Origin of the sequence: Pseudomonas sp. NS1(2017) (assembly GCF_002269425.1) — a bacterium.
Classification (GTDB): domain Bacteria; phylum Pseudomonadota; class Gammaproteobacteria; order Pseudomonadales; family Pseudomonadaceae; genus Aquipseudomonas; species Aquipseudomonas reactans.
In genome coordinates, this window is the sequence record NZ_CP022960.1 from 813,399 (window position 1) to 840,197 (window position 26,799).

25 protein-coding genes are annotated in these 26,799 nt (G+C 60.4%); 13 read left to right on the forward strand and 12 right to left on the reverse strand.

The window, feature by feature from the left end; genetic code table 11:
• Positions 1-68 precede the first annotated feature (68 nt).
• The gene (gene gbcA / locus CI807_RS03955; protein WP_095013802.1) at positions 69-1,364 is read left to right on the forward strand and encodes a glycine-betaine demethylase subunit GbcA; all 1,296 of its coding nucleotides are present in this window, start codon (positions 69-71) and stop codon (positions 1,362-1,364) included.
• A 163-nt stretch (positions 1,365-1,527) separates the two neighbouring features.
• Positions 1,528-1,782, forward strand: coding sequence for a hypothetical protein (locus CI807_RS31235; protein ID WP_157741995.1), 255 nt, complete (start codon positions 1,528-1,530; stop codon positions 1,780-1,782).
• A gap of 339 nt (positions 1,783-2,121) precedes the next feature.
• Here CI807_RS31235 and CI807_RS03960 read toward each other — a convergent pair whose 3' ends face one another.
• The 6 genes from CI807_RS03960 to CI807_RS03985 form a co-directional block, all read right to left on the reverse strand.
• On the reverse strand, positions 2,122-2,892 hold the full coding sequence (locus CI807_RS03960) for an electron transfer flavoprotein subunit beta (protein ID WP_033898046.1): 771 nt from the start codon (positions 2,890-2,892) through the stop codon (positions 2,122-2,124).
• A 10-nt stretch (positions 2,893-2,902) separates the two neighbouring features.
• Positions 2,903-4,123, reverse strand: coding sequence for an electron transfer flavoprotein subunit alpha/FixB family protein (locus CI807_RS03965; RefSeq protein ID WP_095013803.1), 1,221 nt, complete (start codon positions 4,121-4,123; stop codon positions 2,903-2,905).
• Positions 4,123-6,066 (reverse strand): dimethylglycine demethylation protein DgcB, encoded by a 1,944-nt coding sequence (dgcB, locus tag CI807_RS03970; RefSeq protein WP_095013804.1) that lies wholly within the window; start codon positions 6,064-6,066, stop codon positions 4,123-4,125. Before dgcB ends, CI807_RS03965 begins: the two co-directional genes overlap by 1 nt.
• A 132-nt stretch (positions 6,067-6,198) precedes the next feature.
• A complete protein-coding gene (gene dgcA, locus CI807_RS03975) occupies positions 6,199-8,259 on the reverse strand; it encodes a dimethylglycine demethylation protein DgcA (protein WP_016977794.1) in 2,061 nt (686 codons plus the stop codon).
• Between the two features lie 15 nt (positions 8,260-8,274).
• A complete protein-coding gene (locus tag CI807_RS03980) occupies positions 8,275-8,805 on the reverse strand; it encodes a DUF5943 domain-containing protein (protein WP_033898043.1) in 531 nt (176 codons plus the stop codon).
• 77 nt (positions 8,806-8,882) lie between these two features.
• Positions 8,883-9,860: a dipeptidase gene (locus CI807_RS03985; RefSeq protein WP_005792153.1), complete on the reverse strand. Its 978-nt coding sequence runs from the start codon at positions 9,858-9,860 to the stop codon at positions 8,883-8,885.
• A 219-nt stretch (positions 9,861-10,079) separates the two neighbouring features.
• Between CI807_RS03985 and CI807_RS03990 the strand changes: the two genes are divergently transcribed.
• Positions 10,080-10,481, forward strand: a complete 402-nt coding sequence (locus CI807_RS03990; RefSeq protein WP_095013805.1) for a lysozyme inhibitor LprI family protein — start codon at positions 10,080-10,082, stop codon at positions 10,479-10,481.
• 3 nt (positions 10,482-10,484) lie between these two features.
• Here CI807_RS03990 and CI807_RS03995 read toward each other — a convergent pair whose 3' ends face one another.
• Together CI807_RS03995 and CI807_RS04000 are read right to left on the reverse strand one after the other, a co-directional pair.
• On the reverse strand, positions 10,485-11,723 hold the full coding sequence (locus CI807_RS03995; RefSeq protein ID WP_095013806.1) for a type II toxin-antitoxin system HipA family toxin: 1,239 nt from the start codon (positions 11,721-11,723) through the stop codon (positions 10,485-10,487).
• The gene (locus tag CI807_RS04000; RefSeq protein WP_095013807.1) at positions 11,720-12,016 is read right to left on the reverse strand and encodes a helix-turn-helix domain-containing protein; all 297 of its coding nucleotides are present in this window, start codon (positions 12,014-12,016) and stop codon (positions 11,720-11,722) included. The genes CI807_RS03995 and CI807_RS04000 overlap by 4 nt, the downstream gene beginning before the upstream one ends.
• Positions 12,017-12,233: 217 nt before the next feature.
• Here CI807_RS04000 and CI807_RS04005 point away from each other — a divergent pair, with 217 nt between their 5' ends.
• Positions 12,234-12,650: a DUF3010 family protein gene (locus CI807_RS04005; RefSeq protein ID WP_095013808.1), complete on the forward strand. Its 417-nt coding sequence runs from the start codon at positions 12,234-12,236 to the stop codon at positions 12,648-12,650.
• Positions 12,651-12,749: 99 nt separating this feature from the next.
• On the opposite strand, the gene CI807_RS04010 is transcribed toward CI807_RS04005, so the two are convergent.
• Positions 12,750-13,934, reverse strand: coding sequence for an AAA family ATPase (locus CI807_RS04010; protein WP_095013809.1), 1,185 nt, complete (start codon positions 13,932-13,934; stop codon positions 12,750-12,752).
• Positions 13,935-14,002: 68 nt separating this feature from the next.
• Positions 14,003-14,947: a GlxA family transcriptional regulator gene (locus CI807_RS04015; RefSeq protein WP_028618233.1), complete on the reverse strand. Its 945-nt coding sequence runs from the start codon at positions 14,945-14,947 to the stop codon at positions 14,003-14,005.
• A 193-nt stretch (positions 14,948-15,140) separates the two neighbouring features.
• Here CI807_RS04015 and CI807_RS04020 point away from each other — a divergent pair, with 193 nt between their 5' ends.
• The 6 genes from CI807_RS04020 (at position 15,141) to CI807_RS04045 (ending at position 20,217) form a co-directional block, all read left to right on the forward strand.
• On the forward strand, positions 15,141-16,085 hold the full coding sequence (locus tag CI807_RS04020; RefSeq protein WP_028618234.1) for a choline ABC transporter substrate-binding protein: 945 nt from the start codon (positions 15,141-15,143) through the stop codon (positions 16,083-16,085).
• A 73-nt stretch (positions 16,086-16,158) separates the two neighbouring features.
• Positions 16,159-17,046, forward strand: a complete 888-nt coding sequence (locus CI807_RS04025) for a 3-keto-5-aminohexanoate cleavage protein (protein WP_038848894.1) — start codon at positions 16,159-16,161, stop codon at positions 17,044-17,046.
• 30 nt (positions 17,047-17,076) lie between these two features.
• Positions 17,077-18,042: an L-carnitine dehydrogenase gene (locus CI807_RS04030; RefSeq protein WP_095013811.1), complete on the forward strand. Its 966-nt coding sequence runs from the start codon at positions 17,077-17,079 to the stop codon at positions 18,040-18,042.
• A 13-nt stretch (positions 18,043-18,055) separates the two neighbouring features.
• Positions 18,056-18,535 carry a thioesterase family protein gene (locus tag CI807_RS04035; RefSeq protein WP_095013812.1) on the forward strand — a complete coding sequence of 160 codons (480 nt, stop codon included), beginning with the start codon at positions 18,056-18,058 and terminating at the stop codon, positions 18,533-18,535.
• Positions 18,536-18,544: 9 nt separating this feature from the next.
• Positions 18,545-19,705, forward strand: a complete 1,161-nt coding sequence (locus CI807_RS04040; protein ID WP_095013813.1) for a gamma-butyrobetaine dioxygenase — start codon at positions 18,545-18,547, stop codon at positions 19,703-19,705.
• A 248-nt stretch (positions 19,706-19,953) separates the two neighbouring features.
• Complete coding sequence (locus CI807_RS04045; protein ID WP_010207120.1) at positions 19,954-20,217, forward strand: hypothetical protein; 264 nt, start codon at positions 19,954-19,956, stop codon at positions 20,215-20,217.
• Positions 20,218-20,327: 110 nt separating this feature from the next.
• Here the strand turns inward: CI807_RS04045 and CI807_RS04050 are convergent, their stop codons facing one another.
• Both CI807_RS04050 and CI807_RS04055 read right to left on the reverse strand, forming a co-directional pair.
• The gene (locus CI807_RS04050; RefSeq protein WP_005792167.1) at positions 20,328-21,431 is read right to left on the reverse strand and encodes a GlxA family transcriptional regulator; all 1,104 of its coding nucleotides are present in this window, start codon (positions 21,429-21,431) and stop codon (positions 20,328-20,330) included.
• Positions 21,432-21,939: 508 nt separating this feature from the next.
• Positions 21,940-23,316: an L-serine ammonia-lyase gene (locus CI807_RS04055; protein WP_095013814.1), complete on the reverse strand. Its 1,377-nt coding sequence runs from the start codon at positions 23,314-23,316 to the stop codon at positions 21,940-21,942.
• A gap of 405 nt (positions 23,317-23,721) precedes the next feature.
• On the opposite strand from CI807_RS04055, the gene CI807_RS04060 reads away from it, so the two are divergent.
• The 3 genes from CI807_RS04060 (at position 23,722) to choV (ending at position 26,756) form a co-directional block, all read left to right on the forward strand.
• A complete protein-coding gene (locus CI807_RS04060; RefSeq protein WP_095013815.1) occupies positions 23,722-24,669 on the forward strand; it encodes a choline ABC transporter substrate-binding protein in 948 nt (315 codons plus the stop codon).
• 66 nt (positions 24,670-24,735) lie between these two features.
• Positions 24,736-25,581: a choline ABC transporter permease subunit gene (choW, locus tag CI807_RS04065; RefSeq protein ID WP_016972877.1), complete on the forward strand. Its 846-nt coding sequence runs from the start codon at positions 24,736-24,738 to the stop codon at positions 25,579-25,581.
• Positions 25,578-26,756, forward strand: a complete 1,179-nt coding sequence (gene choV, locus CI807_RS04070; RefSeq protein ID WP_095013816.1) for a choline ABC transporter ATP-binding protein — start codon at positions 25,578-25,580, stop codon at positions 26,754-26,756. Before choW ends, choV begins: the two co-directional genes overlap by 4 nt.
• Positions 26,757-26,799 lie beyond the last annotated feature (43 nt).

Sequence of the window (26,799 nt, forward strand, 5' to 3'; positions counted from 1 at the left end):
TACGCCTTGCTGCAAACCTGATTAGCCACTTATCTCGGCCACACAGAATGGCCATGAGGACACACACGATGGACGTCACCGCAACCTTAAGCTTGGGCGATCCGCTGGAACCCGCACGCAAGGCCACCGCGCAAATGCTGCAAGAGCGCGAGCGCACTTTCTCGCTGCCGCAGCCGTTCTACTCTGATGAGCGGTTGTTTGATATCGACATGCAGGAGATCTTCCAGAAAGAGTGGTTGATCGCCGGCATGACCTGCGAAATCCCCGCCAAGGGCAACTACCTGACCCTGCAAATCGGCAAGAACCCGATCATCGTGATCCGGGGCGCCGAAGGCGTGGTGCACGCGTTCCACAACGTGTGTCGTCACCGTGGCTCGCGCTTGTGCACCAGCGACAAGGGCAAGGTCGCCAAACTGGTCTGCCACTACCACCAGTGGACGTATGAGCTTGATGGCCGCCTGCTGTTCGCCGGCACCGAGATGGGCGCCGACTTCGACATGAAGCAGTACGGCCTCAAGCCGGTCAACGTGAAGACCGCCGGCGGCTATATCTTCATCAGCCTGGCGGAGAACCCGCCGGCCATTGATGACTTCCTGTCGACGCTGAACCATTACATGGAACCGTACGACATGGAGAACACCAAGGTGGCGATTACCACCACCTTGATGGAGAAAGCCAACTGGAAGCTGGTGCTGGAAAACAACCGCGAGTGCTACCACTGCAACGCGTCGCACCCGGAACTGCTGAAAACCCTGCTGGAATGGGACGACGTCACAGACCCCCGCGCCGACCAGGCGTTCAAAGACCATGTTGCCGCCTCTGCTGCTGCCTGGGATGCGGAGAAGATCCCTTACGCCCACGCCAGCTTCGGCCTGCGTAACCGCATCGTGCGCATGCCGTTGCTCAAGGGCACCGTGTCGATGACCCTGGACGGCAAGCAAGGCTGCGCCAAACTCATGGGCCGCATCAAGAACCCGGACCTGGGCTCGATGCGCATCTTGCACCTGCCGCACTCCTGGAACCACTGCATGGGCGATCACATCATCGTGTTCACCGTGTGGCCAATCAGCGCCCAGGAAACCATGGTCACCACCAAGTGGCTGGTGCACAAGGACGCCGTGGAAGGCGTGGACTACGACGTGGAACGCATGCGCCAGGTGTGGGACGCCACCAACGACCAGGACCGTCGCCTGGCCGAAGAAAACCAGCGCGGCATCAACTCCACCGCCTACCAGCCAGGTCCGTACTCCAAGACCTATGAGTTCGGCGTGGTGAACTTCGTGGACTGGTACAGCGAGCGCCTGTTGAACAACCTGGGGGCTGAACCAGCACCGTATCTCAAAGGTGTTGCAGTTCACGAGTAACCTTTAGATCTTCAGGGGGCTGGATTGTACAAAAAACACCCAACCCTCTGATAACCCTTGATTCTCCTGCCCTCCAGCCTTTACCCAACAACTTATCCACAAAGCCACCCACAGCAATTGTGGGCAACTACGCTTGCCTTCTGAAATTAAGTGAAGAAAATCCGTGACTTATTCAAGCCAGTCGGTTTTAACCGGCTTTGTTCATTTATTGACCAATCCAGCACAAGCCACGACTTACGTGGCCTGTCGCGGTACGCGAACACCTTATCCACAGAAGCACCAACAGACTTTGGGGGCAACTTGGACAGTGCTGTGGAAAACCACCTCAAACCTTCACAAATCGGGGTTTCCAGGGTTTTTAGCCGGTAAAAAACCAAATCGATCACATTTTGATCAATTCGGTGAAAGCCTTGATTAATAAGGGCTTCAGCCGAGAGCGAACATGTTATCCACAGAAGCGCCAACAGACTATGGGGGCAAGTCGGACCGGAGAAATGCACAGGAACAGCGAAAAACCCGAGTAAAAACCGTCAGTTAGCTTGGTTATTTTTCGTACAGAGGGCTGCAGGGCTTGATTCACAGGGGGTGTGGACAACCGCGAACAGGTTATCCACAGACGGATCAACAGGGATTGTGGGTAAGCCACATTTCCTTGTAGGAGCGAGCTTGCTCGCGAAGAACCTGAGGGCGCCGCGTCAAATCGGGCACGTTGCGTTATCGTTAACGTTCTTCGCGAGCAAGCTCGCTCCTACAAGGTTCAGCGAACCACACCCTCCTCAACCAGCAGCTTGAGGATGGCTTCGGCGCCCGCTTCCGGGCTCAGGCCCTTGAGCACTTGCCCACCACCACCACTGGCCTTGGCCGTGGCGGCTTTCATGCGATCAGCACCGCTCTTGGCCTTGATCACCTTGAGGCGCTTGGGGCGCGGCTTGGCCGGTTGCAGCACGGCGCCTGTGAATAACTCGTCTTGTTCGATTTCGACTTCATGGGCCGCCAGCTCACCGCGCTGCGCTGGGCCGTACGCACTCTGCCGAGGCTTGGGCGCGGCGTTATCAACTGTCGCCAGAAACGGCAGGCGCACCTTCAGGCGTCGCCGCTGGCCGCGTGGCAAGGCTTGCAGCACATGGGCCACGCCGCCGTCGATGGACTCGACCTGCGCCAGCCCGACAATCAACGGCCAACCCAATTGCTCGGCCAGCAGGTACGGCAGCATGCCCGAGCCCTCGCCGGTTTCGGCCTGGCTGCCGGCAAGCACCACCTGGGCACCGGCGTCGCGCAGGTATTCGCTGAGCACGGGCAAGGCATCGCTGCCCGCCGGTTGCTCCAGTACGTGCAACTGCGGCAACCCCATGCCCAGGTAGCTGCGCAGGGTCGGCTCAGCAATGTTGCCGGCGTGCAGCACCTGCAACTTATCCCCAGCCATTTGCAGGCCCAATTCCACTGCGCGCGCGTCTTGCTCGGCGCGGCGCGGGCGACCGGAGGTCGGGTGGGCGCCGATGGATACCAGGCTGATAACATTCGTATTCATGCTCATATCCTCAAGCCGCATCGCGCTTGGCGCCGTTGCGGTAGGCCTCTACCGCCGCGATCAAGGCGTGCAGAATCGCGGCGCTTTCGCCGATGACCGAGAGATCGGCCCGCTTGATCATGTCGCAACCAGGGTCGAGGTTAATCGCCACCACCTTGTCGCAGGCACCGATGCCTTGCAGGTGCTGGATCGCGCCGGAAATACCCACAGCCACGTAGACCCGCGCCGTCACCCAGGTGCCGCTGGCGCCGACTTGGCGATCACGCGCCATGAAGCCATCGTCCACCGCCACCCGCGAGGCGCCTTCGGTGGCGCCCAGGGCCGCAGCGGTCTGGTGGAACAGGGCCCAGTCCTTCACGCCGTTGCCGCCGGAGAAAATGAATTCTGCCTCGGCCATGGGAATCGCCGCCGGGTCCACCGCCACTGCGCCGAGGTCTTCGATGCGTGGCAGGCTGCGCGCCAGGGGTGTGGATAACTCCACGGGCAACACTTCATGCCGTGTCTCACTGACAGGGTCGGCGCATTCAGCGGCGGCCAGAATCAGGCGTGGCAGCGGACGAGCCAAGTCTTCCTGGCCCGCACCGGCGCGGCCGATGCATTCGTTGCCCTTGATCTGCCAAACCCGCGTAGCCGGGCGTTCCTTGAGGCTGGCAGCAAAACGTCGGCCCAGTTCGCCACCACCGCTGCGGCTGTCGGGCAGCAACCAGTGGCGCGGGTTGAACTGGTTATCCACAGCACGCAAACCCTGCACGCGTTGCTCCGGTGAATAACCGTCGAATTCGTGGCCTTCCAGCACCAGCAGGCGATCAACGCCTGCGGTGGCGAACGTGCCTTCCTTGTGTTCGCCAAACACCACCGCCAGCACCGCACCGTCGCTGCCCGCCAGTTGTCGGGCCAGGCCGAGCAAGTCACGGTCGTGGCTGCTCAAGCGGCCACCGACCATGTCCGGCACCACGTTGATGTAGAACGCAGGCGCCGCCACCTGATGCAGCGGCAACTGCACTTCCACTGCCGCCGTACGCTTGGCAGCGCCGCCCTGTTGGGCGCCGCTGCGGTCGATACGCTTGATGCCATTGGGGCCGATGAAACCGATGCCATGGACGTTCTTGCGGATGACGCCGTTGGGGCCCATCCAACTGTGTAGTACCGGTTGCATCGCTGCGTGCAATGGGTGCAGACGGTTGCGGGCGATCCACTCAGCGCGTGGGTCGCGGCGGATAATGTCGCTCATTAATGCACCTCCGCAGGTTCACGCTTGATAGGGGTTTTGACCGGTGCGGCGTCTTCAAGCAACGCGTCGGCAACCAGCTCGGCGATATCCTTGATCAGCGGACGTGGCTCAACCACACCCTCAAGCATCGCCGTGCACTGTGGACAACCCACCGCCACCAGCTCGGCGCCGGTTTCGCGGATGTCTTCCATGCGCATATCCGGGATCCGTTGCTTGCCGGGAATGTCGGTGATCGGCGCACCGCCGCCGCCACCGCAGCAGCGTGAACGGAAGCCCGAGCGTTGCATCTCCTTGACCTCGATGCCCAACGCCCGCAGCACTTGGCGCGGCGCCTCGTACTCGCCGTTGTAGCGGCCCAGGTAACAAGGGTCGTGATAGGTCACGCTGTTGCCCTTGTGCTGGCCCAGGTTCAGCGCGCCTTCGCCGATCAGCTCGGCCATAAAGGTGCTGTGATGCTGCACCAGGTAGTTGCCATTGAAGGCACCATATTCGTTTTTCAGCACATGGAAGCTGTGCGGGTCGCAGGTGACGATGCGCTTGAAGCTGTATTTGGCCAGGGTCTGGATATTGCGCGAAGCCAGCAACTGGAAGGTCGCTTCATCGCCAAGACGACGGGCCACGTCGCCGCTATCGCGTTCTTCCAGGCCCAGCACCGCAAAGTCGACCTTGGCGGCTTTGAGCACTTTGACGAAGGCGCGCAGGGTACGTTGGTTACGCATGTCAAAGGCACCGTCACCGACCCAGAACAGCACCTCGGCGCTGCCTTTTTCGCTGAGCAGCGGCAGGTTCAGGTCGGCCGCCCAGTTCAGGCGACCACCTGGTGCGAAACCGCCCGGGTTGTCGGTGGCGATCAGGTTTTCCAGGACTTCCGCGCCCTTGTTCGGCGTGGCGCCTTTTTCCAGGGTGAGGTGGCGGCGCATGTCGACGATGGCGTCGACGTGCTCGATCATCATCGGGCACTCTTCCACGCAAGCGCGGCAGGTGGTGCACGACCACAGGGTCTCGGCGTCCACCAGGCCATTGACGATCGGCTGGTGCGGGTTGCCGCTGTGTTCGCCCACCGGTTTGCCGGGATAGGGGCTACCGGCGAATTTGGCATCGGTGCCACCGGCCAGGCCGACCACCATGTCCTGGATCAGCTTTTTCGGGTTCAGCGGCTGGCCGGCGGCGAAGGCCGGGCACGCAGCTTCGCACTTGCCGCACTGCACACAGGCGTCGAAACCCAGCAGTTGGTTCCAGGTAAAATCCTTAGGTTTCTCCACGCCCAGCGGCGCGGATTTATCGCTGAGGTCCAGCGGTTTCAAGCCGGTGGAACGGCCGCCGCCAAAGCGCTCGGCGCGACGGTGCCAGGCCAGGTGCAAGGCACCGGCGAAAGCGTGTTTCATCGGGCCGCCCCAGGTCATGCCGAAGAACATCTCGGACACGCCCCACAGCACGCCCACGCTGAGCAACGCGGCGAGCAACCAGCCGCCGAAGTCCGCCGGGAGGATTCCGGCTACCGGCAGGGTCACCAGGAAGAAACTCACCGAGAACGCCATCAGGCTTTTCGGCAGGCGCATCCATGGGCCTTTCGAAAGACGTGCAGGCGGATTGCGGCGGCGCAGGTAAACGAAGGTGGCGCCGACAAACATCAGTACCGAGGCCAGCAGCAAGGCGTAACCAAGGATGCGATTCTGCAGGCCGAAGCCATGGACCAGAATGGCGAGCAACGCCGACAGCACAAAACCCAGCGCGGTGGCGACGTGGGTATTGGCGATGTATTTGTCGCGGGCGACCACGTGGTGCAGGTCGACCATGTAGCGCTTGGGCATGGCCAGCAGGCCGCCCAGCAGGTCGACCTTGGACGCGCGGCCACGGCGCCACATGTTCACCCGGCGCAGGGCGCCGAGGACAGCAAGGCCCAGGGCGGCGAACAAGAGAATAGGCAGCAAGGTGTTCAACATGGTGAAGCTCCCGCAAGGCTCCTGTAGGAGCGAGCTTGCTCGCGAAGGTCGTCAACGATTACGCGTCCATCCTGGATGAACACGTTGTCCTGGCGTTTTTCGCGAGCAAGCTCGCTCCTACAGGGAGGTTGCCTAGAAATCCTTGCACAAGCGCAGGGCGTCATAGATCGCAGCGTGGGTATTGCGCTGCGCCACACAGTCACCAATGCGGAACAGCAAGTACCCATCCCCCGCCTCGCTCAGGCACGGCTGCGGCTTGATCGCAAACAAGGCTTCGACGTCGATCTGGCCCTTGTTGCGCGAGCCTTCCTTGAGTGCGTAGTAGATGGCTTCATCCGGGCGCACGCCGTTCTCGACGACCACCTGGTCCACCACCCGCTCCTCTTTGGCGCCGGTGTATTCGTTCTCCAGCACCGCCACCAGCTTGTCGCCTTCGCGGTAGACCTTTTCCAGCATCATGTCGCCGGTCATGATCACTTCCTTCGGGTACATGCTGCGGTAGTAGGTCGGGAACGACGTACCGCCGATGGCCACGCCCGGCTTGATGTCGTCGGTGACGATCTCAACCTGGCTGCCTTTGTCCGCGAGGAAATCCGCCACCGACATGCCGGTGAATTCGCAGATGGTGTCGTACACCAGCACGTTCTTGCCCGGCGCGACTTTGCCGTCGAGCACGTCCCAACTGCTCACCACCAAGCCTTCGGCTGCGCCCCAGTGTTCGTTCTGTTCCACGTTCGGATGTCCGCCTACCGCCAGCACCACCACATCCGGACGTACGTCCAGGATAGTGTCGGCATCGGCGGCCACGCCCAGGCGCAGGTCGACCTTCAACCGCGCCAGTTCCAGTTGGTACCAGCGGGTGATACCGGCGATCTGGTCACGCTGCGGCGCCTTGGACGCCGTGGTGATCTGCCCGCCAATAAACTCTTTCTTTTCGAACAGGGTCACGTCATGGCCGCGCTCGGCCGCTACGCGTGCAGCCTCCATCCCGGCCGGGCCGGCACCGACCACCACCACCTTGCGTTTGACGCCGGTGGTTTTTTCGATGATGTGTGGCACGCCCATGTATTCACGAGAGGTCGCGGCGTTCTGGATGCACAGCACGTCCAACCCTTGGTACTGGCGGTCGATGCAGTAGTTGGCGCCGACGCACTGCTTGATCTGGTCGATCTGGCCCATCTTGATCTTGGCGATCAGGTGCGGGTCGGCGATGTGCGCACGGGTCATGCCGACCATGTCCACATAGCCGCCTTCCAGAATTCGCGTGGCCTGGTTTGGGTCCTTGATGTTCTGCGCATGCAGCACCGGAACCTTGACCACCTCCTTGATACCGGCGGCCAAGTGCAGGAACGGCTCCGGTGGATAACTCATGTTGGGGATCACGTTGGCCAGGGTGTTGTGCGTGTCGCAACCCGAGCCCACCACGCCGATGAAATCCAGCATGCCGGTGTCGTCGTAATACTTGGCGATCTGCTTCATGTCCTCATGGGACAGGCCGTCCGGGTGGAACTCGTCACCGCACAGGCGCATGCCTACGCAGAAGTCGTCACCGACCTCGGCGCGTACGGCTTTCAATACTTCCAGGCCGAACTTCATGCGGCCTTCGAAGGTGCCGCCCCACTCGTCAGTACGCTTGTTGACCCGCGGGCTCCAGAACTGGTCGATCATGTGCTGGTGCACAGCGGACAACTCAACACCGTCCAGGCCACCGGCCTTGGCGCGTTTGGCGGCGCTGGCGTAATTACCGATCACGCGCCAGATTTCTTCCGGCTCGATGGTCTTGCAGGTCGCACGGTGCACCGGCTCACGCACGCCGGACGGCGACATCAGCGTCGGCCAGTTGAAGCCATCCCAACGCGAGCGACGGCCCATGTGGGTAATCTGGATCATGATCTTGGCGCCATGCTTGTGCATGGCGTCGGCCAGGTTCTGGAAGTGCGGGATGATGCGGTCGGTGGACAGGTTGACCGAACTCCACCATTCCTGCGGGCTGTCGATGGCCACCACCGAGGACCCGCCGCAGATCGCCAGGCCGATACCGCCCTTGGCTTTCTCTTCGTAGTACTTCACATAGCGGTCAGTGGTCATGCCGCCGTCGGTCGCGTAGACCTCGGCGTGGGCGGTGCTGAGCACGCGGTTGCGGATGGTCAGTTTGCCGATCTGGATCGGCTGGAACATTGCTTCGAAAGCCATGGCACGGTCCTCGGCTTACAACGGCTTGACGGTGAACAGGCCGTCATCGTGGCCCTCTTCGGAGCCTCCGTAGACTTGTTCGGCGACAGTGCGGATCTGGCTGCCGCGCGCTTGCAGAATCTGGTCCATGGCACCGGCAAACCAGCCAGTGAACATGTAGTCGACTTTGCGCCCGACCTTGCCGTACACGTACACAAAGGCGGAGTGTTCCAGCTTGACGCTGCAGGTGCCCTTGTCGAGGTCGATGTCCTGGATCTTGAACAGGCCCCAGCCGCGTTGCGACAGGCGCTTCATGTAGTGCTCGAACACCGCAACGCCTTCCAGGCCGTGGCATTCGGCTTCTTTTTCACACCAGTGCCAGGCGGACTTGTAGCCGGCCTTGTAGAGGATTTCGGCGTAGGCATCGGCGCCCAGTACTTCTTCGATACCGATGTGGTTGTTGACGAAGAAATGGCGCGGCACGTACAGCATCGGCAGGGCGTCGGAGGTCCAGACACCGGTTTCGCTGTCGACTTCGATAGGCAATTGCGGGGCGATCTTGGCCATGGAAACTTAACTCCAGAAAAATTCTTGTTAATGCCCCCGGCGCGAACGGCCGGGGGAAAAGATGCGTTGGCGGTGGCTTATTCGCCCCAGACGTCTTTCAAGACGTTGACCCAGTTTTCGCCCATGATCTTGCGTACCACGCGCTCGGGGTGGCCGCGCTTGAGCAGGGTCTCGGTGAGGTTGGGGAACTCGCCCACGGTGCGGATGCCCAGCGGGTTGATGATCTTGCCGAAGCTGGTCAGGCGGCGGGCGTAGCCCTTGTCATGGGTCAGCATTTCGAAGAAATCCTGGCCATGGCCCTGGGTGAAGTCAGTGCCGATGCCGATGGCGTCTTCGCCGACGATGTTCATGGTGTATTCGATGGCTTCGGCATAGTCGTCGATGGTCGAATCGATGCCCTTGGCCAGGAACGGCGCGAACATGGTCACGCCGACAAAACCACCGTGGTCGGCGATGAACTTGAGCTCTTCATCGGACTTGTTGCGCGGGTGCTCTTTAAGGCCGGACGGCAGGCAGTGGGAGTAGCACACCGGTTTCTTCGATTCGAGGATGACTTCTTCGCTGGTTTTGGAGCCGACGTGGGACAAGTCGCACATGATGCCGACGCGGTTCATCTCAGCAACGATTTCACGGCCGAAACCCGACAGGCCGCCATCACGCTCGTAGCAACCGGTGCCGACCAGGTTCTGGGTGTTGTAGCACATCTGCACCACACCGACGCCGAGTTGCTTGAAGATCTCGACATAGCCAAGCTGGTCTTCGAAGGCATGGGCGTTCTGGAAGCCGAAGATGATGCCGGTCTTGCCCTGCTCCTTGGCGCGGCGGATGTCGGCGGTGGTTTTCACCGGGATCACCAGGTCGCTGTTTTCACGGATCAGGGTCTGGCTGGCCACGATATTGTTGATGGTGGCCTGGAACCCTTCCCACACCGACACGGTGCAGTTGGCAGCGGTGAGGCCGCCTTTGCGCATGTCCTCGAACAGGTCGCGGTTCCACTTGGCAATAATCAGCCCGTCGATAACGATGCTGTCGGCGTGCAATTCGGCTGGGCTCATCAGGCGTCCCCTTATTGGCGATTCATGCGCCGAATCGTCTGCCGGCGCTTTGGGGCCAGCATATGCCCAGGGGCCGACAGAGCCGGGTGCAAAAACGACAGGGGAATTGCCGAAAGCGTCAAACCGCGACAAAGGCTGCTATGACGCGTCTGACTGACGGCTGTTCTTTGTCTTACGCTTGAGCCAGAATTCCCGCATCACCTGATATGAGACGGCGCAATGAAATCGATTTTCCTGGCTTTGGCACTCATCGCAACCGGCGTCCACGCGGCCGAAGACACCGACAGCACGCCGTGCGACGGCATTGAAAACGACAAGCAAACCCTGGAATGCGCCTCCTATAACAAAACCACCGCCGAGCAATTGCTCAAGGATAACTATCAGGGCCTGTTGGAACGCATGGCTTCCACCTATGGCAGCGACAAGACCAAGCTGGCGGACATTACCGCTCGTCTGAAGGATGCCCAGCAGAAGTGGGAAAAATTACGGGATGCCGATTGCGCCGTGGACACCTTCCCGGCAGTGAACGGCACCAAGGCGTATGCGATTGAGCAGAATGATTGTTTGGCACGGATGAGTGATGAGCGGTCGGAGTTTTTGGAGTCGATCGGGCAGGAGTGACGGCTAGAAGGCTTTCCCGATTGAGTTGAAGGCCATTTGCACGCGATCCCGCTGGGCTTTGTCGATATTGAGGTCAGCGCAATGCTGGTTCCACTGCGATAGGGCCTCCAACGTCTGCTCGATGTAGAGGTCAGGCTCAAGAAAGCTGAAGGGCGCACAGACCTTCTTGATTACCGTACGTGATGGCTGACCTGCGCCTGCAAAAGCGCTGGTGTGCTCATTCCCCCGACCGCTGGTATTGGCAAACGTCAGGTCGTAGGCCGGCGCCATCTGCCAGCCTGCCGATGAGCCAAAGAAAGAGAAGTTTTTTGCATGATCGTCACGGTTGTGGGCCAGCGCGTTGAACACCATCAGCCGCGCCATTTTTTCTACATCCCTGGCGTTTTTGGTGATGGTGAAGGTCAGGCGCAACAGGTCACCATAATCCAGGCTCGGCATACGGAAGTCGGCATACAGAATCGCCGCGGCGGTGAGCATATGTCGCTTTGTAAGACCCACGCGATCAAAACGCCGTGTGACGAAAAACCTCTCTATTGCGGTAGCTGTCTCTATCTCAAGTAACGCTGAGTCAGAGATTTCGACCCCCGCCATACGGGCCGTCATAGCGTAGGCCTGTTCGATAGCGCCACTGTCACGATGCTCTTCCTGGCTACGGAATTTGATCAACCAGTGTTCATAACCTTCCGGCATCTCACCAAATGAAGAGACAGCTTGCGTCTTGTCGGATGAAAGCCCAATGACTGCCTTAGGACGTGCCCCCCCGGGGGAGCCACCCGCGAGGCGCAGTGATTCAATCACCTCTTTCGCTTCACCGGACAGCACCTCCTGTGAAGCCTGGTAAAGGGAGGCCAGGTCAAGTTCGTGCTGCTCTGGCCCCTTTTCGAACACCGGTTTGTACTCCAGCGCCCCCATACCCCGATTACCCATATAGGCGAGCCGGTCCAATGGGCCAATCGCGCGGCGCTCAATGCCCAATTGCGTGCGAAAGAAACGGTCCATCAACAAGAGCCCCCAACCATCGGGCAGCGAATCGCTGAACACCCCTTGCAGGCCACCAAACATCAGGGTGTCTGCCGCCAACTGAGGCGCGGAAGAAAAGTCCATGTACAACGGCGCCAGGTTGAAGCCGTTAGCCAGCCAACTCGGATCATACGAAAAATAAATGCCCCGGCCAGGCTCATCTACCAGCTCTCCCACTCGTGAACCCTGCAACATCACGTGCAGTGCAGAAACTTTTTTCATCGACGTCCTCGCAGCCTGGTTTGGCTTTTCAGTTCCTGAAGACTGAGTGGTGGCGGTGCACTGAACAGATTCGCCATTTGCTCCCCTACTCCCAGACTCATCGCGATCAGTAACAAAGCATCCAGTGACACCTTGCCGGTCGTTTCAAACCGCTTGAGTGTGGATTCAGCCACTCCGGACTGGGCTGCCAAGGCTCGGCGAGAAAGGTTTTTTCTCAGCCGCAGAGCCTTGGCATTACCGGCGATCTGCAAGGCAATCTCGCCAGGGGCGTAGAGAATATGAGTAAGGGCCATGGTTCGACCTCGAATGAGTGTTGCCAAGTGTAGCAGGCATGAAATAATCAGATTAAACAATGGATACCAGGTTATCCAATAAATGAGAAAAAATCCTATAACGGACAATATATAGCCCTTTATATCAAAAAGTCCTTGACCTGATTTGCAGCATCTTTGACCCCCATCGAAAGGTAAGCGACCATCTGCGCCATCTCACCTCCTTCAAGGCCAAACCATGAAAACCTGCGGCATCGAAATCAAAGGCAGCGAAGCCATCATCGCCGTCGCCTCCCTGGACAACCAGGCGCTGAGCCACGTTGCCCTGGCGACCAAGAAAATCGCCCTGGACGACGACGATGAAGCGGCCAACGTCAAAGCCTTCGCCGCTCATGTGAAAACGTTCGTGCAGGAAAACGCCATCACCCGTATCGCCATCAAGAAGCGCAGCAAGAAGGGTGAATTCGCCGGCGGCCCGACCACGTTCAAGATTGAAGGGGTGTTTCAGTTGCTGGACGGTGTTGAAGTGACGCTGCTGTCGCCGCAGACCATTAATGCGCAGAACAAGAAGCACAATTTTGATCTGCCCGCGACACTGAACAAGTACCAGCACGAAGCCTACAAAGCGGCGTGCTCGGCCCTGTTAAAGAAATAAGCCACACACAACCCTTGTAGGAGCCGGCTTGCCGGCGATAGCGGTGCGTCAGCCAACAGATACAGGGCTGACTGGACGCCATCGCCGGCAAGCTGGCTCCTACAGTGTTGTGGCGTTTTTGCGTTTTTGCCGCAACCAGTCACCAAAGGTCTTGTCCTCCAGGGCATACCCTCCCCGGCTCGACTTCCACACCAGTTCCTTGTCACGCAGGGCATCGATGCAAGCCTGAATCGTCTGGGTACCTGGCACCACATCGCTGCCCATGTTTTCCAACGCTTTGCTGACCGCCGTGAGGGTGCTGTCGGTGAACGGCGCGAAGGGTTCGTTCGTTTGCGAGCGCTCTACCATCACTTCCAGCACGGCACGCTGGGGAATGGTGAGCGTGTTCCAGGCGCTTTCGAATTCGGTCCACACACCTGCGCGCAACAATTCGGCTCGGCTGTGCAGCAGTTGACCCAAATTGCTCGCCTCGCCCAGCTCCAGCGCCACTTCACCGATGATCGTGCGCAACATCTCGGGGCGCCGGCCAACCAGCTCAAACGCCTCATCAATATCGGCCGCGCTGAATTGGTTGGTTTTCGCCAAGTGCGCGTTGAGGTGCGCGGTATAGGCCTGGGTGAACGCTTTGCCCAGCAACGGGAACGGCGTAATGCTGGAACCGAAGAATGGCTGGCTTTTTCCCAATACCAAATGGGCAAGCTTGTCGCGATTGGAGCCGGTGAACACCAGATGCAAACCACTGCCTTCCTCGTCACGCCCCTGGTTGAGCTGATCCCGGGCAGCCTTCAGCGCGAACATCGCATTGATGCCTGAATCGCTGGTCAAGGCGTGCTGCGCTTCGTCAATCACCAGCACGACGGTTTTTTCCGCCGCGTGATGGAGCAGCTCCAAGGCCTGGGTCAGCGTCGCGCCGACGGGCAATTGAGGCTTGCTGAAGTCCCAGGACAGCGTGCGCAGAAAGCTCAGTTTCTCGATCCCAAGGTTCTTGGCGAGCTTGCGAATGCCCTTTTCATAGGGCACCAGCGCTGCGGCAATGGCGTTTGCAATCAACTCCGCGGGGTCTTTTTCTTTGTCAGCCCACAGATCGACGTACACCGCCAGCCATCCTCGAAGCTGACATTCCGGGATCAGGTCTTCGCGCAAAAAAGTACTTTTGCCCGTGCGACGCGGCGCCGCGAGAAACAGGCCAGAGGTGAAATCCTGGATACCGGCCCCCACCAGACCATCGGCAATACTGGTTGCCAGCGTGGGACGGCGGAATACAAAGCCGCTGTGCTTGGACATGGTTTTATACTCAATTATGGAAATGACTATAAATTATAGTCGCAAGTATAATTGACTATAATTGGCCGTCAAACCACCTCTCGTCGCCGATCCTCCCGTGGACACTTGGCAAACCGCGCCCGATAACTGCGGGTGAAATACGACGGCGATTCAAACCCGCACGCAATACTCACTTCCAGCACGCTCATACCGCTTTGACGTAAGAGCTGCCGGGCTTTTTCCAGGCGCAGGCCGAGGTAGAAGTTGCTGGGGGTGTCGTTCAGGTGCAGACGGAACAGGCGCTCCAGTTGGCGACGTGTCACTTTGATCGCCTCGGCCAGGGCTAATGTGCTCAGGGGCGGCTCAGTGTGCTGCTCCATCTCGCCGATCACCTGCACCAGCTTCTTGTTGTTAATGCCGTAGCGCGTGGCGATCTGCATGCGCTGGTGGTCTTTGCGTGGGCGGATGCGGCCGAGCACGAATTGTTCGGAGACCTGGATCGCCAGTTCGGGGCCGTGGGCCTGGGCGATCAGGTCGAGCATCAGGTCGATGGAGGCTGTGCCGCCAGCGCAGGTGATACGGCGGCGGTCTATCTCGAACAGTTCCTGGGTCACGGTGAGCTGTGGATAAGACTCCTTGAAGGCGTCGATGGCTTCCCAGTGCAAGGTCAGGCGGTGGCCGTCGAGCAGGCCCGCTTCGGCGAGGACGCAGGCGCCGGTGTCGATGGCGCCGAGGGTCACGCCGTCGTGGTCGAGGCGGCGCAGCCAGTGTTCCAGCGCGGGGGTAGCGAATTGCAGCGGTTCGAAGCCCGCGACCACCAGCAAGGTCGCGCCTTTCTTCAGCGGTTCCAACGCGGCATCGGCGTTGACCGACATGCCATTGCTCGCCAGCACCGCGCCGCCATCGGCACTCAACACATGCCAGCGGTACAGCTCGCCACGAAAGCGATTAGCCACCCGCAGCGGTTCCAGCGCGGAGATAAAGCCGATGGCCGAGAAGCCCGGCATCAGCAGAAAGTAGAAATCCTGGGACATGGTGGCGCTCTCGTCGTGCGGGCAGCGTGGCACTGTGATACTCCCGTTCTCGGGTGGATTCAAGGGGGCAGGTCGCTGCAGTGCAAGAGCTGGTCGCCGCCGTGCGTTTTGTCGCCCCCAAAGCTACGTAACTTGGCTCCACGGTGCACAAAGACACCGGACCCCACAATAACGACCTGCCGAGGGATCCACCATGAACCGACTGATCAGCCGCTGTGTGCTTGCACTCAGCGCCAGCGCCATCTTGAGCACGAACGTACTGGCTGCCGATGCGGCATCTTGCCAGAACGTGCGCATGGGCGTGGTGAACTGGACCGACGTAATCGCCACCAGCGCCATGACCCAAGTGTTGCTCGACGGCCTCGGCTACAAGACCAAACAGACCAGCGCCTCCCAGCAAATCATCTTCGCCGGCATCCGCGACCAGCGCCTGGACTTGTTCCTAGGCTACTGGAACCCGCTGATGACCCAGACCATCACACCGTTCGTCGACGCCAAGCAAGTCAAGGTCCTCGACAAACCCAGCCTGGAAGACGCGCGCGCCACCCTCGCCGTGCCGACTTACCTGGCGGACAAGGGCCTGAAAACCTTCGCCGACATCGCCAAGTTCGAAAAAGAACTGGGCGGCAAGATCTACGGCATCGAGCCAGGCTCGGGCGCCAACACCCAGATCAAGGCGATGATCGCCAAGAACCAGTTCGGCCTGGGCAAGTTCCAGCTGGTGGAATCCAGTGAGGCCGGCATGCTCGCCGCTGTCGACCGTGCGGTACGCCGCAAGGAAGCCGTGGTGTTCTTCGGCTGGGCGCCGCACCCGATGAACGTCAACGTCGCCATGACCTACCTCACCGGCAGCGACGACGCCCTGGGCCCGAACGAAGGCATGGCCACCGTGTGGAGCGTCACCGCGCCGAACTACGCCGAGCAGTGCCCCAACGTGCACAAACTGCTGACCAACCTCACCTTCACCGCCGCCGACGAGAGCCGGATGATGCAGCCGTTGCTGGATCACAAGGACGCCATCGAGTCCGCCAAGCAGTGGCTCAAGGATCACCCGCAAGACCAGGCGCGCTGGCTGGAAGGGGTGACTACCTTCGACGGCAAGCCGGCCGCGGCCAACCTGCAACTGACCAGCAAATAACCTTTTCTGAACCACCGTTTCGCAGCTCAACCGGGCTGCGAACGGCACCACCACGCCTGTAAGGAACCGCCTAATGAACCACGACGTCATCATCACCTGCGCACTCACCGGTGCTGGCGACACGACCAGCCGCAGCCCACACGTGCCGGTCACCCCCAAACAAATCGCCGCCGCCGCCGTGGAAGCTGCCAAGGCCGGCGCCACCGTTGTGCACTGCCATGTGCGCGACCCTGAAACCGGCAAGTTCAGCCGTGACGTTGCCCTGTACCGCGAAGTGATGGAGCGCATCCGCGAGGCTGACATCGACATTATCGTCAACCTCACTGCCGGCATGGGCGGCGACCTGGAGATCGGCGGCGGCGAGAACCCGATGGAGTTCGGCCCCAACACCGACCTGGTCGGCCCGTTGACCCGCCTGGCTCACGTCGAAGAGTTGCTGCCGGAAATCTGCACCCTGGACTGCGGCACGCTGAACTTTGGCGATGGCGACACTATTTACGTCTCCACCCCGGCGCAACTGCGGGCCGGCGCCAAGCGCATCCAGGAACTGGGCGTGAAGGCCGAGCTGGAAATCTTCGACACCGGTCACCTGTGGTTCGCCAAACAGATGATCAAGGAAGGCCTGCTCGACAACCCACTGTTCCAACTGTGCCTGGGCATCCCATGGGGCGCACCGGCAGACACCACCACCATGAAAGCCATGGTCGACAACCTGCCCGCCGACGCGGTGTGGGCCGGCTTTGGTATCGGCCGTATGCAAATGCCGATGGCGGCGCAAGCCGTGCTGCTGGGCGGCAACGTGCGGGTCGGCCTGGAAGACAACCTGTGGCTGGACAAAGGCGTGCTCGCCACCAACGGCCAGTTGGTGGAGCGCGCCAGTGAAATCCTCAGCCGTCTGGGTGCACGGGTCATGACCCCGGCCGAGGGCCGAATCAAGATGGGTTTGACCAAGCGCGGTTGATTGCAGCCACCACTATTTTAGGAATTTGCCATGAGCTTTATCACCGAAATCAAAACCTTCGCCGCCTTGGGCAGCGGTGTCATCGGCAGCGGCTGGGTATCCCGCGCCCTGGCCCATGGCCTGGATGTCGTCGCCTGGGACCCGGCGCCCGGTGCCGAAGCCGCACTGCGCAAACGCGTCGCCAACGCCTGGGGCGCTCTGGAAAAACAAGGCCTGGCGCCGGGCGCGTCCCAGGATCGCCTGCGCTTTGTCGCCACCATTGAAGAGTGTGTGAAAGACGCCGACTTCATCCAGGAAAGCGCCCCGGAACGCCTGGAACTGAAACTCGACCTGCACAGCAAGATCAGCGCTGCGGCCAAACCGAATGCGTTGATTGGGTCGAGCACGTCCGGCCTGTTGCCGAGCGAGTTCTACGAGGGCTCGACCCACCCGGAGCGGTGCGTGGTCGGCCACCCGTTCAACCCGGTTTACCTGCTGCCGCTGGTGGAGGTGGTCGGCGGCAAGAACACCGCGCCAGAGGCAATCCAGGCCGCGATCAAGGTGTACGAATCCCTCGGCATGCGCCCCCTGCACGTGCGCAAGGAAGTCCCAGGCTTTATCGCCGACCGTCTGCTCGAAGCGCTGTGGCGTGAAGCCCTGCATCTGGTCAATGACGGCGTGGCCACCACCGGCGAAATCGACGACGCGATCCGCTTTGGCGCGGGCTTGCGCTGGTCGTTCATGGGTACCTTCTTGACCTACACCCTGGCCGGCGGCGGCGCCGGCATGCGCCACTTCATGGCGCAGTTCGGCCCGGCGCTGCAATTGCCGTGGACCTACCTGCCGGCGCCGGAGCTGACCGACAAGCTGATCGACGATGTAGTCGACGGCACCAGCGATCAACTGGGCACACACAGCATTTCGGCGCTGGAGCGCTATCGTGATGATTGCCTGCTGGCGGTGCTGGAGGCGGTGAAAACCACCAAAGCCAAGCACGGCATGACTTTCGCCGAATAACGGAACCCCTGACATGCCCGCACTCACCACCTACACCACCCAGGTCCACCCCGACTGGGTGGACTACAACGGCCACCTGCGCGACGCGTTCTACTTGCTGATCTTCAGCTACGCCACCGACGCGCTGATGGACACCCTGGGCCTGGACAGTGAAAACCGCGAAGCCAGCGGCCATTCGCTGTTCACCCTGGAGCTGCACCTCAACTACCTGCACGAAGTGAAACTGGGTGCCGACGTGGAGGTGCATACCCAACTGATCGCCTTTGATGCCAAGCGCCTGCACCTCTATCACAGCCTGCATTTAGTGGGCGATGAAAAGGAGCTGGCGGGCAACGAGCAGATGCTGCTGCACGTTGATCTGGCCGGCCCGAATTCGGCGCCGTTCACCGAGGCCACGCTGGAAAAACTTACGGCTATCAGTGCGCAGCAGGCTGACCTGCCGCGCCCTGCCCTGCTTGGCCGAGTGATTGGACTGCCCCCCAAGAAGCAATAAGGAGCCACCATGCAAACTGCCGCCGCTGTCGCCGATTTCCGTACCTACCCGAAGATCTGCGACATCGCGGACGTGCGGGTGCTGGAAGATCAACTCCTTGTGCATTGGGCCGATGGGCGGGTCAGCCCGTTTCATCATCAATGGCTGCGGGACAACTGCCCCTGTGCAGAATGCGTGTACAGCGTGACCCGCGAACAAGTACTGGAGATTGTCGACGTGGACGCCAATCTCAAGGCTGCCTCGGCCCGTCTTGATCAAGGCAATCTGTGGGTGGAATGGAGCGGCGGCCACCGCAGCCAGTACGATCCCGGCTGGCTGCGGGCTCATGCCTATGACGACGAATCCCGTGCCGAACGCCGTGCGGCAAAGCCCCATTCGCAGCTGTGGGACAGTCGCTTCCAGCTGCCGGTGTTCGAATACAAGGCAGTCATGGAAAACCCGAACGCGCTACTGCAATGGTTGCTGGCGCTGCGCGATTCAGGCCTGACGCAAATCCGGGGCGTCCCAACCGAGCCCGGCTCGCTAGCGTTGGTCGCCAAGCGCATATCCTTCATCCGCGAGAGCAACTTCGGCGTGCTGTTCAATGTGCAATCCAAGGCCGACGCCGACAGCAATGCCTACACCGCTTTCAACCTGCCCTTGCACACCGATCTACCCACAAGGGAGCTGCAACCGGGCCTGCAATTCCTGCATTGCCTGGTGAACGATGCCAGCGGTGGCGAGAGCATTTTTGTCGACGGATTTGCCATCGCCAATACCCTGCGTGCGGAAGATCCCGAAGCGTTCCGGGCGCTGTGTGAAATCCCGGTGGAGTTCCGCAACAAGGACCGGCACAGCGACTATCGCCGCCTGGCGCCGATCATTGCGCTGGATGCGGTGGGGGATGTGGCGGAGATTCGCATGGCCAATTTTTTGCGTGGGCCTTTCGAGACCAGCGTTGCACAGATGCCGCTGCTGTATCGCGCGTATCGACGTTTTATCGCCATGACGCGGGAAGATCGCTTTCGTGTGGTCAAGCGCTTGAATCCGGGGGAGCTGTGGTGCTTCGACAACCGCCGCACCTTGCATGCACGTAATGCCTTTGACCCCACTTCAGGGGCGCGGCACTTCCAGGGTTGCTACATCGATCGGGATGAGTTGCTCTCGCGGATCCTGGTATTGCAGCGTTAAAAAAAAGCCCCGATCCAGCCGTGACTGGATCGGGGCAGAGTGCCTTGTGTGAGCGTTACATCCTGAGGGTGACCAAACCTTCAAGCTGAGTGCTTGAGTTCAGTGTGCCCATTAATGCGTTCGGTAAATGGCCCGAAAACGACATGCTCATAGCCATCTGAGGCATTCGTGCAATCTGCCCTTGCCGACCCCTCGGGCGGCTACCAGAATCGAGGTCAAACCCCGTTCCCTTCACCAGGATAAACGTCATGATGCACGCGGATTTGATTGACCAGGATGACCTGCTGGGCCAGCTGCGCTCACTGGGTTTTGAAGTGTCCAGCGGCGCCACCGCCGAACAGGCCTGCGAGTGCGCGGTGCGTGGTTTGAGCGAGGCGCGAGCCAAGGCGCTCAAGGGCATGGTTGAGCAGATGTACACCGGCAGCGCGACGATTCTGCCGGCGGTGCGGCAGGCGATCGATAAGCAGTTGTTGCCGGCGTTGGTGCAATTCAAGCAGAACTCTGGCGCCTGACAACGACCCTGTAGGAGCGAGCTTGCTCGCGAAGATCGCCAATGATGGCGCGGGCATTCAGGATGTCCACAGCGCTCTTGCGTTTTTCGCGAGCAAGCTCGCTCCTACCGTTACAGCCTTACGCTGGCAAACGTCGACTCATTACGCGCCTGACTCAACGCCGACATCGGCCCCGACAACGGTGACAACACCAGCGCCTGCGGAATCGGCATCATCGCCACTTGCTGGGTGGTGTTGGAACCCACACGCTCATCCCGTGGCGGAATGCCGAAGTATTCGCGGTAGCACTTGGAGAAGTGCGGCGTGGAGACAAACCCGCACACCGACGCCACTTCGATGATCGACATCGGCGTTTGCTTGAGCAACTGCCGTGCACGGATCAGGCGCAGCTTGAGGTAGTAGCGCGACGGCGAACAGTGCAGGTATTTCTGGAACAGGCGCTCCAACTGGCGACGCGACACGGCGACGTACACCGCCAGTTCGTCCAGGTCGATCGGCTCTTCCAGGTTGGCTTCCATCAGCGCGACGATTTCCTGCAGCTTCGGCTGGTTGGTGCCGAGCATGTGCTTGAGCGGCACACGCTGGTGATCCTGTTCGTTGCGGATGCGTTCGTACACAAACATCTCGGAGATCGCGGCCGACAGCTCACGGCCGTGGTCGCGGCTGATCAGGTGCAGCATCATGTCCAGTGGCGCGGTGCCGCCGGAGCTGGTGAAACGGTTGCGGTCGAGGGTGAACAGGCGTGTGCTCATGGCCACGCGGGGGAAGGCTTCCTGCATCGAGGCCAGGCATTCCCAGTGCACGCTGCAATCAAAGCCATCGAGCAGACCGGCGCAGGCCAAGGCCCAACTGCCGGTGCACACCGCGCCAAGGCGACGGGACTGACGCGCCTGGCTTTGCAGCCACGACACATGTTCACGGGTCACAGTACGTTGGATACCCACGCCGCCGCACACGATCACGGTGTCCAGGGCTGGGGCTTTGTGCATGGAAGCATCGGGGGTGATTTGCAGACCGTCGCTGGCCCACACCTGGTTTCCGTCGACGCTCAAGGTCGTCCAGCGATACAGCTCGCGGCCGGAGAGCTGGTTGGCCATGCGCAGGGGTTCGACTGCGGAGGCCAGGGAAATCAGCGTGAAATTGTCCAGCAGCAAAAAGCCGATGGATTGAGGCGCACGGTTCTGGGGTTGGGCCCCGGAGTTGAACGACGTCATCGCGGTATCTCCTCACACAAAGCGGGTGATGGCCTCAGGCGAGGCTCTTGTTATTGCGCTCTTCATCCAGCGAGGAGAGAGGCTTTGAATTGATAGAGCAAATGCCATGCCTAAAATTGAATGGCCGTCCAATAACTCCTAAAAACGACCTGATGACGCGTCTAGATAAGCCCGCGCCGCGAGTACGGATATAGCCGAAATCAGCCGTAGGAAGGAGTCTGCCCACGGGGCGTGAGCAGATCGGTAGCACTTGTGGGAAGGCGCTTTGCGGGTGTGGGAGAAGTCTGTCACCCCAAGCACGGGTAACCGGTGGTCAGGAGGGAAATCGTTCGGTAGCTACTTATCTGTTTGCGACGCGCCAAAAGGTGGCGTGCTCGTCGGGTGATGTTCAATGTAGGAGCGAGCTTGCTCGCGAAGGTGGTTAACGATAACGCGGGCATTCTGGAGGGACGCGGCGCTCTCGGGTTCTTCGCGAGCAAGCTCGCCCCTACAGAGGGATGGGGTCAGCTCAACATTCGACGGCGCTGACCGCCAACCCACCCCGCGATGTCTCTTTGTACTTGTCATGCATATCCGCCCCAGTATCGCGCATGGTGCGGATCACCCGGTCCAGGGAGATAAAGTGCTGGCCATCGCCACGCAGCGCCATTTGCGCCGCGTTGATCGCCTTCACCGCCGCAATTGCATTGCGCTCGATGCACGGCACTTGCACCAGCCCACCCACCGGGTCGCAGGTAAGGCCCAAGTTGTGTTCCAAGCCGATTTCGGCGGCGTTGCACAGCTGTTCCGGCGTGGCGCCAAGGATCTCGGCCAAACCAGCAGCCGCCATCGCGCAGGCCGAACCCACTTCACCCTGGCAACCGACTTCAGCACCGGAGATCGAGGCGTTCTTCTTACACAGGATGCCCACCGCCGCCGCACCGAGCAGGTAGTCGACCACATTGGCTTCGGTGACTTCCTCGCTGAACTTCATGAAGTAGTGCAACACCGCCGGGATGATCCCCGCCGCGCCGTTGGTGGGTGCGGTGACCATGCGTCCACCGGCGGCGTTTTCCTCGTTGACTGCCAGGGCGAACAGGTTGACCCACTCCATGGCACTCAAGGTCGAGCCGATCACGTTCGGCTTACCCAACTCTTGCAGGCTGCGATGCAACTTGGCGGCACGGCGGCGCACGTTCAGGCCGCCAGGCAGGATGCCTTCGTGCTTGAGGCCCTGCTCCACGCAATCCTGCATGGCGCGCCAGAGTTTCATCAGGCCGCTGCGGATTTCTTCTTCGGAGCGCCAGGTTTTTTCGTTAGCCAGCATCAATTCGGCGACGCGCAGGTTGTGGGTCTTGCACAACTGCAACAGTTCGACCGCGCTGGAAAAGTCGTAAGGCAACACGGTTCGGTCCATATCGGCCACGCCGCTTTGCGCCTGGGCTTCATCCACCACGAAACCGCCGCCCACCGAATAGTAGGTGTCGCGGTGCAATTCACCGCTGTCGCCGAACACCACCAGTGTCATGGCGTTGGGGTGGAACGGCAGGTTCTCGTCGAGCAGGCGCATGTCCCGCGCCCAGACGAAGGGCACCGGCAAACGACCATCCAGCAGCAATGTATCGGTCTCGCGCAGAGTGTGAATGCGCAGGCCAATCTGCGACGGATCGATAGCGTCAGGCCATTCGCCCATCAGGCCCATGATGGTCGCTGTGTCGCTGCCGTGGCCGATGCCGGTGGCGGACAAGGAGCCGTAGAGCTGAACTTCGACGCGCCGCACTTGTTCCAACAGTTCACGTTCACGCAAGCCTTGAACGAACAACGCCGCGGCGCGCATGGGGCCGACGGTGTGAGAACTCGAAGGCCCGATGCCGATCTTGAACAGGTCGAAAACACTGATAGCCATTGCCGTGGAACTCCTCGATAAGCACGGGCCAGCTGCTACGCTCAAATCGCCCAGATGGCGGCATCATCAGCCTTTTGTTCGTCATCACGGCGTCTCACACCGACGTAACCATGCTCACCAGCGTCGCTTGCGTACGATCACCTGTTTTGGCCGTTTTTAGCGGTGCAGATAGACGAAAACTGCAGTTTCGCCTTAAGAAAAATCTGTAAGCGACGTCACCGACACTGGATACGACCATCCCTGTACTGGATACGACGCCCCCTGTAGGCGTCAGATTTTCACTGGTACATGATCAGTCTCGACTCGTTTGCAAGGCACCGTGCCAGAGCTGTTGTCGCACGCACCAACCGCAACACTTATAAAGCGCGGCGAATGCCGCCAGAAAAAACACAGGAGTCTACCCAGATGAAAGGTTCACCCCAGTTGTTGTTGGCCGCCATGCTGAGTCTGCCAGTCATGGCGCACGCCGCAGAACCGGCACAATGTCAGACCGTCAACTTCTCCGATGTCGGCTGGACCGACATCACCGTCACCACCGCGACCACCAGCGAAATCCTCAAGGGCCTGGGCTACAAGCCGCGCACCACGATGATTTCGGTACCCGTGACCTACAAGTCACTGGCCGACGGCAAGAACATGGACATCTTCCTCGGCAACTGGATGCCGACCATGGAAAACGACATCAAGCAGTACCGTGATGCCGGCACCGTGGAAACCGTGCGCGCCAACCTGGAAAACGCCAAGTACACCCTGGCCGTCCCGGAAGCGCTGTACAACAAGGGCCTCAAGGACTTCGCCGACATCGCCAAATTCAAGGATGAGCTGGGCGGCAAGATCTACGGCATCGAGCCAGGCAACGACGGCAACCGCACCATCCAGACGCTGATCGACAAAGACGCCTTCGGCCTGAAAACCGCCGGCTTCAAAGTCGTCGAATCCAGCGAAGCCGGCATGCTCTCCCAGGTCGAACGCGCCACCAAGCGCGACCAGGCCATCGTGTTCCTTGGATGGGAACCGCACCCGATGAACACCCGCTTCAAGATGAAGTACCTGACCGGCGGTGACGACTCGTTCGGCCCCAACTACGGCCAGGCCACCATCTACACCAACACCCGCAAGGGCTACACCCAGGAATGCAGCAACGTCGGCCAGTTGCTGAAAAACCTGGTGTTCACCTTGGACATGGAAAGCACCCTGATGGGTAAAGTCCTGGACGACAAACAAAAGCCTGACGCCGCCGCCAAGGCCTGGCTGAAAGCCAACCCGCAAGTGCTCGACACCTGGCTCGCCGGTGTCACCACCGCAGATGGCAAACCAGGACTCGACGCCGTTAAAGCCTACCTCGCCAAGTAATGTTGTCCCCGGGGCGGTGCGCTGCCCCGGGATGTTTTCCCTCTTCGCATGTGGACATTCACTACCATGCTGACTGAACAGAAAATCCCACTAGGCCAGTACATCGCTGCCTTCGTCGAATGGTTGACCCAACACGGCGCCAACTACTTCGACGCAATCGCATCGACACTGGAAACGATGATCCACGGCGTGACGTTCGCGCTGACCTGGTTCAATCCGCTGGCATTGATCGGTCTGATTGCGCTGCTGGCTCACTTTATCCAACGTAAATGGGGACTGACTGTTTTTGTCATCGCCTCCTTCCTGCTGATCCTCAACCTGGGGTACTGGCAGGAAACCATGGAGACCCTGGCGCAAGTGCTGTTCGCCACCCTGGTCTGCGTGGTCATCGGTGTGCCGCTGGGCATTGTTGCCGCGCACAAACCGTTGTTCTACACCATGATGCGGCCGGTGCTCGATCTGATGCAGACCGTACCGACCTTCGTCTACCTCATCCCTACCCTGACCCTCTTCGGGCTGGGTGTGGTGCCTGGGCTGATTTCCACGGTGGTGTTCGCGATTGCCGCGCCGATCCGCCTGACCTACCTGGGTATCCGTGATGTACCGCAAGAGTTGATGGACGCCGGCAAGGCCTTTGGCTGCTCGCGCCGTCAGTTGCTCTCGCGCATTGAACTGCCCCACGCCATGCCGAGCATTGCCGCCGGCATTACCCAATGCATCATGCTGTCGTTGTCGATGGTGGTGATCGCGGCCCTGGTGGGCGCCGACGGCCTCGGCAAACCCGTGGTCAACGCGCTGAACACCGCCGATATCGCCCTGGGCTTTGAAGCCGGCCTGGCGATCGTGCTGCTGGCCATCATGCTCGACCGCATCTGCAAACAACCCGACGCTAAAGTAGGGGGTGATGCATGAGCATTATCCGATTCGACAATGTCGACGTGATCTTTTCAAAAGACCCACGCGAGGCGCTCAAGCTGCTGGACCAGGGCATGAGCCGTAACGAAATCCTGAAAAAGACCGGGCAGATTGTCGGCGTTGAAAAAGCCAGCCTGGATGTCGAGAAAGGCGAGATCTGCGTACTGATGGGCCTGTCGGGCTCCGGCAAATCCAGCTTGTTGCGCTGCATCAACGGCCTCAACACCGTGAGCCGTGGCCAACTGTTCGTGGAGCATGAAGGTCGCCAGATCGACATCGCCTCCTGCACACCCGCCGAGCTGAAAATGATGCGCACCAAACGCATCGCCATGGTGTTCCAGAAGTTTGCCCTGATGCCATGGCTGACAGTGCGCGAAAACATCAGCTTCGGCCTGGAAATGCAGGGCCGGCCGGAGAAAGACCGACGCAAGCTGGTGGATGAGAAACTTGAGCTGGTAGGCCTGACCCAATGGCGCAACAAGAAGCCGGACGAACTCTCCGGCGGCATGCAGCAGCGCGTCGGCCTGGCCCGTGCATTGGCGATGGACGCCGACATCCTGCTGATGGACGAACCCTTCTCCGCCCTCGACCCGCTGATCCGCCAAGGCCTGCAGGACGAGTTGCTGGAACTGCAACGCAAGCTGAGCAAGACCATCGTGTTCGTGAGCCACGACCTCGACGAGGCGCTCAAACTGGGCAGCCGCATCGCAATCATGAAAGACGGCAAGATCATCCAGTACAGCGTGCCGGAAGAGATCGTGCTGAACCCGGCGGACGACTATGTGCGTACCTTCGTCGCGCATACCAACCCGCTGAACGTGTTGTGCGGCCGCAGCCTGATGCGCACGCTGGACAACTGCAAGCGCGTCAACGGTTCGGTGTGCCTGGACCCGGGCGGCGACTCGTGGCTGGACCTGGCCGAAGGCAACACCATCAAGGGCGCCCGCCAGAATGGTGCGGTGATGAACCTGCAGAACTGGGCACCGGGGCAAGCGGTAGAAGGTTTGGGCCGGTTGCCGACGCTGGTGGACTCGAATATCGGCATGCGCGACGCGTTGCAGATCCGTTATCACACCGGGAACAAGCTGGTGTTGCATGACAACAACCAGGTGGTGGGGATTCTCGGAGACAGCGAGTTGTACCACGCCCTGCTGGGCAAGAACCTGGGGTAATCCCCCAGGTACAAAAACGCCGCGAGGATCGCGGCGTTTTGTT

Coding starts and splice junctions, on each gene's coding strand:
- CI807_RS04010 (WP_095013809.1), bottom strand. CDS start 13,934: ATGTCCAAGCACAGCGGCTTTGTATTCCGCCGTCCCACGCTGGCAACC.
- CI807_RS03985 (WP_005792153.1), bottom strand. CDS start 9,860: ATGAGCCCAGCCGAATTGCACGCCGACAGCATCGTTATCGACGGGCTG.
- CI807_RS04040 (WP_095013813.1), top strand. CDS start 18,545: ATGCAAACTGCCGCCGCTGTCGCCGATTTCCGTACCTACCCGAAGATC.
- CI807_RS04020 (WP_028618234.1), top strand. CDS start 15,141: ATGAACCGACTGATCAGCCGCTGTGTGCTTGCACTCAGCGCCAGCGCC.
- gbcA (WP_095013802.1), top strand. CDS start 69: ATGGACGTCACCGCAACCTTAAGCTTGGGCGATCCGCTGGAACCCGCA.
- CI807_RS03965 (WP_095013803.1), bottom strand. CDS start 4,123: ATGAGCGACATTATCCGCCGCGACCCACGCGCTGAGTGGATCGCCCGC.
- CI807_RS03995 (WP_095013806.1), bottom strand. CDS start 11,723: ATGAAAAAAGTTTCTGCACTGCACGTGATGTTGCAGGGTTCACGAGTG.
- dgcB (WP_095013804.1), bottom strand. CDS start 6,066: ATGTTGAACACCTTGCTGCCTATTCTCTTGTTCGCCGCCCTGGGCCTT.
- CI807_RS03980 (WP_033898043.1), bottom strand. CDS start 8,805: ATGGCCAAGATCGCCCCGCAATTGCCTATCGAAGTCGACAGCGAAACC.
- CI807_RS04050 (WP_005792167.1), bottom strand. CDS start 21,431: ATGACGTCGTTCAACTCCGGGGCCCAACCCCAGAACCGTGCGCCTCAA.
- CI807_RS03960 (WP_033898046.1), bottom strand. CDS start 2,892: ATGAATACGAATGTTATCAGCCTGGTATCCATCGGCGCCCACCCGACC.
- CI807_RS04015 (WP_028618233.1), bottom strand. CDS start 14,947: ATGTCCCAGGATTTCTACTTTCTGCTGATGCCGGGCTTCTCGGCCATC.
- choW (WP_016972877.1), top strand. CDS start 24,736: ATGCTGACTGAACAGAAAATCCCACTAGGCCAGTACATCGCTGCCTTC.
- CI807_RS04060 (WP_095013815.1), top strand. CDS start 23,722: ATGAAAGGTTCACCCCAGTTGTTGTTGGCCGCCATGCTGAGTCTGCCA.
- CI807_RS04035 (WP_095013812.1), top strand. CDS start 18,056: ATGCCCGCACTCACCACCTACACCACCCAGGTCCACCCCGACTGGGTG.
- CI807_RS04055 (WP_095013814.1), bottom strand. CDS start 23,316: ATGGCTATCAGTGTTTTCGACCTGTTCAAGATCGGCATCGGGCCTTCG.
- CI807_RS03990 (WP_095013805.1), top strand. CDS start 10,080: ATGAAATCGATTTTCCTGGCTTTGGCACTCATCGCAACCGGCGTCCAC.
- choV (WP_095013816.1), top strand. CDS start 25,578: ATGAGCATTATCCGATTCGACAATGTCGACGTGATCTTTTCAAAAGAC.
- CI807_RS04025 (WP_038848894.1), top strand. CDS start 16,159: ATGAACCACGACGTCATCATCACCTGCGCACTCACCGGTGCTGGCGAC.
- dgcA (WP_016977794.1), bottom strand. CDS start 8,259: ATGGCTTTCGAAGCAATGTTCCAGCCGATCCAGATCGGCAAACTGACC.
- CI807_RS04045 (WP_010207120.1), top strand. CDS start 19,954: ATGATGCACGCGGATTTGATTGACCAGGATGACCTGCTGGGCCAGCTG.
- CI807_RS04000 (WP_095013807.1), bottom strand. CDS start 12,016: ATGGCCCTTACTCATATTCTCTACGCCCCTGGCGAGATTGCCTTGCAG.
- CI807_RS04005 (WP_095013808.1), top strand. CDS start 12,234: ATGAAAACCTGCGGCATCGAAATCAAAGGCAGCGAAGCCATCATCGCC.
- CI807_RS04030 (WP_095013811.1), top strand. CDS start 17,077: ATGAGCTTTATCACCGAAATCAAAACCTTCGCCGCCTTGGGCAGCGGT.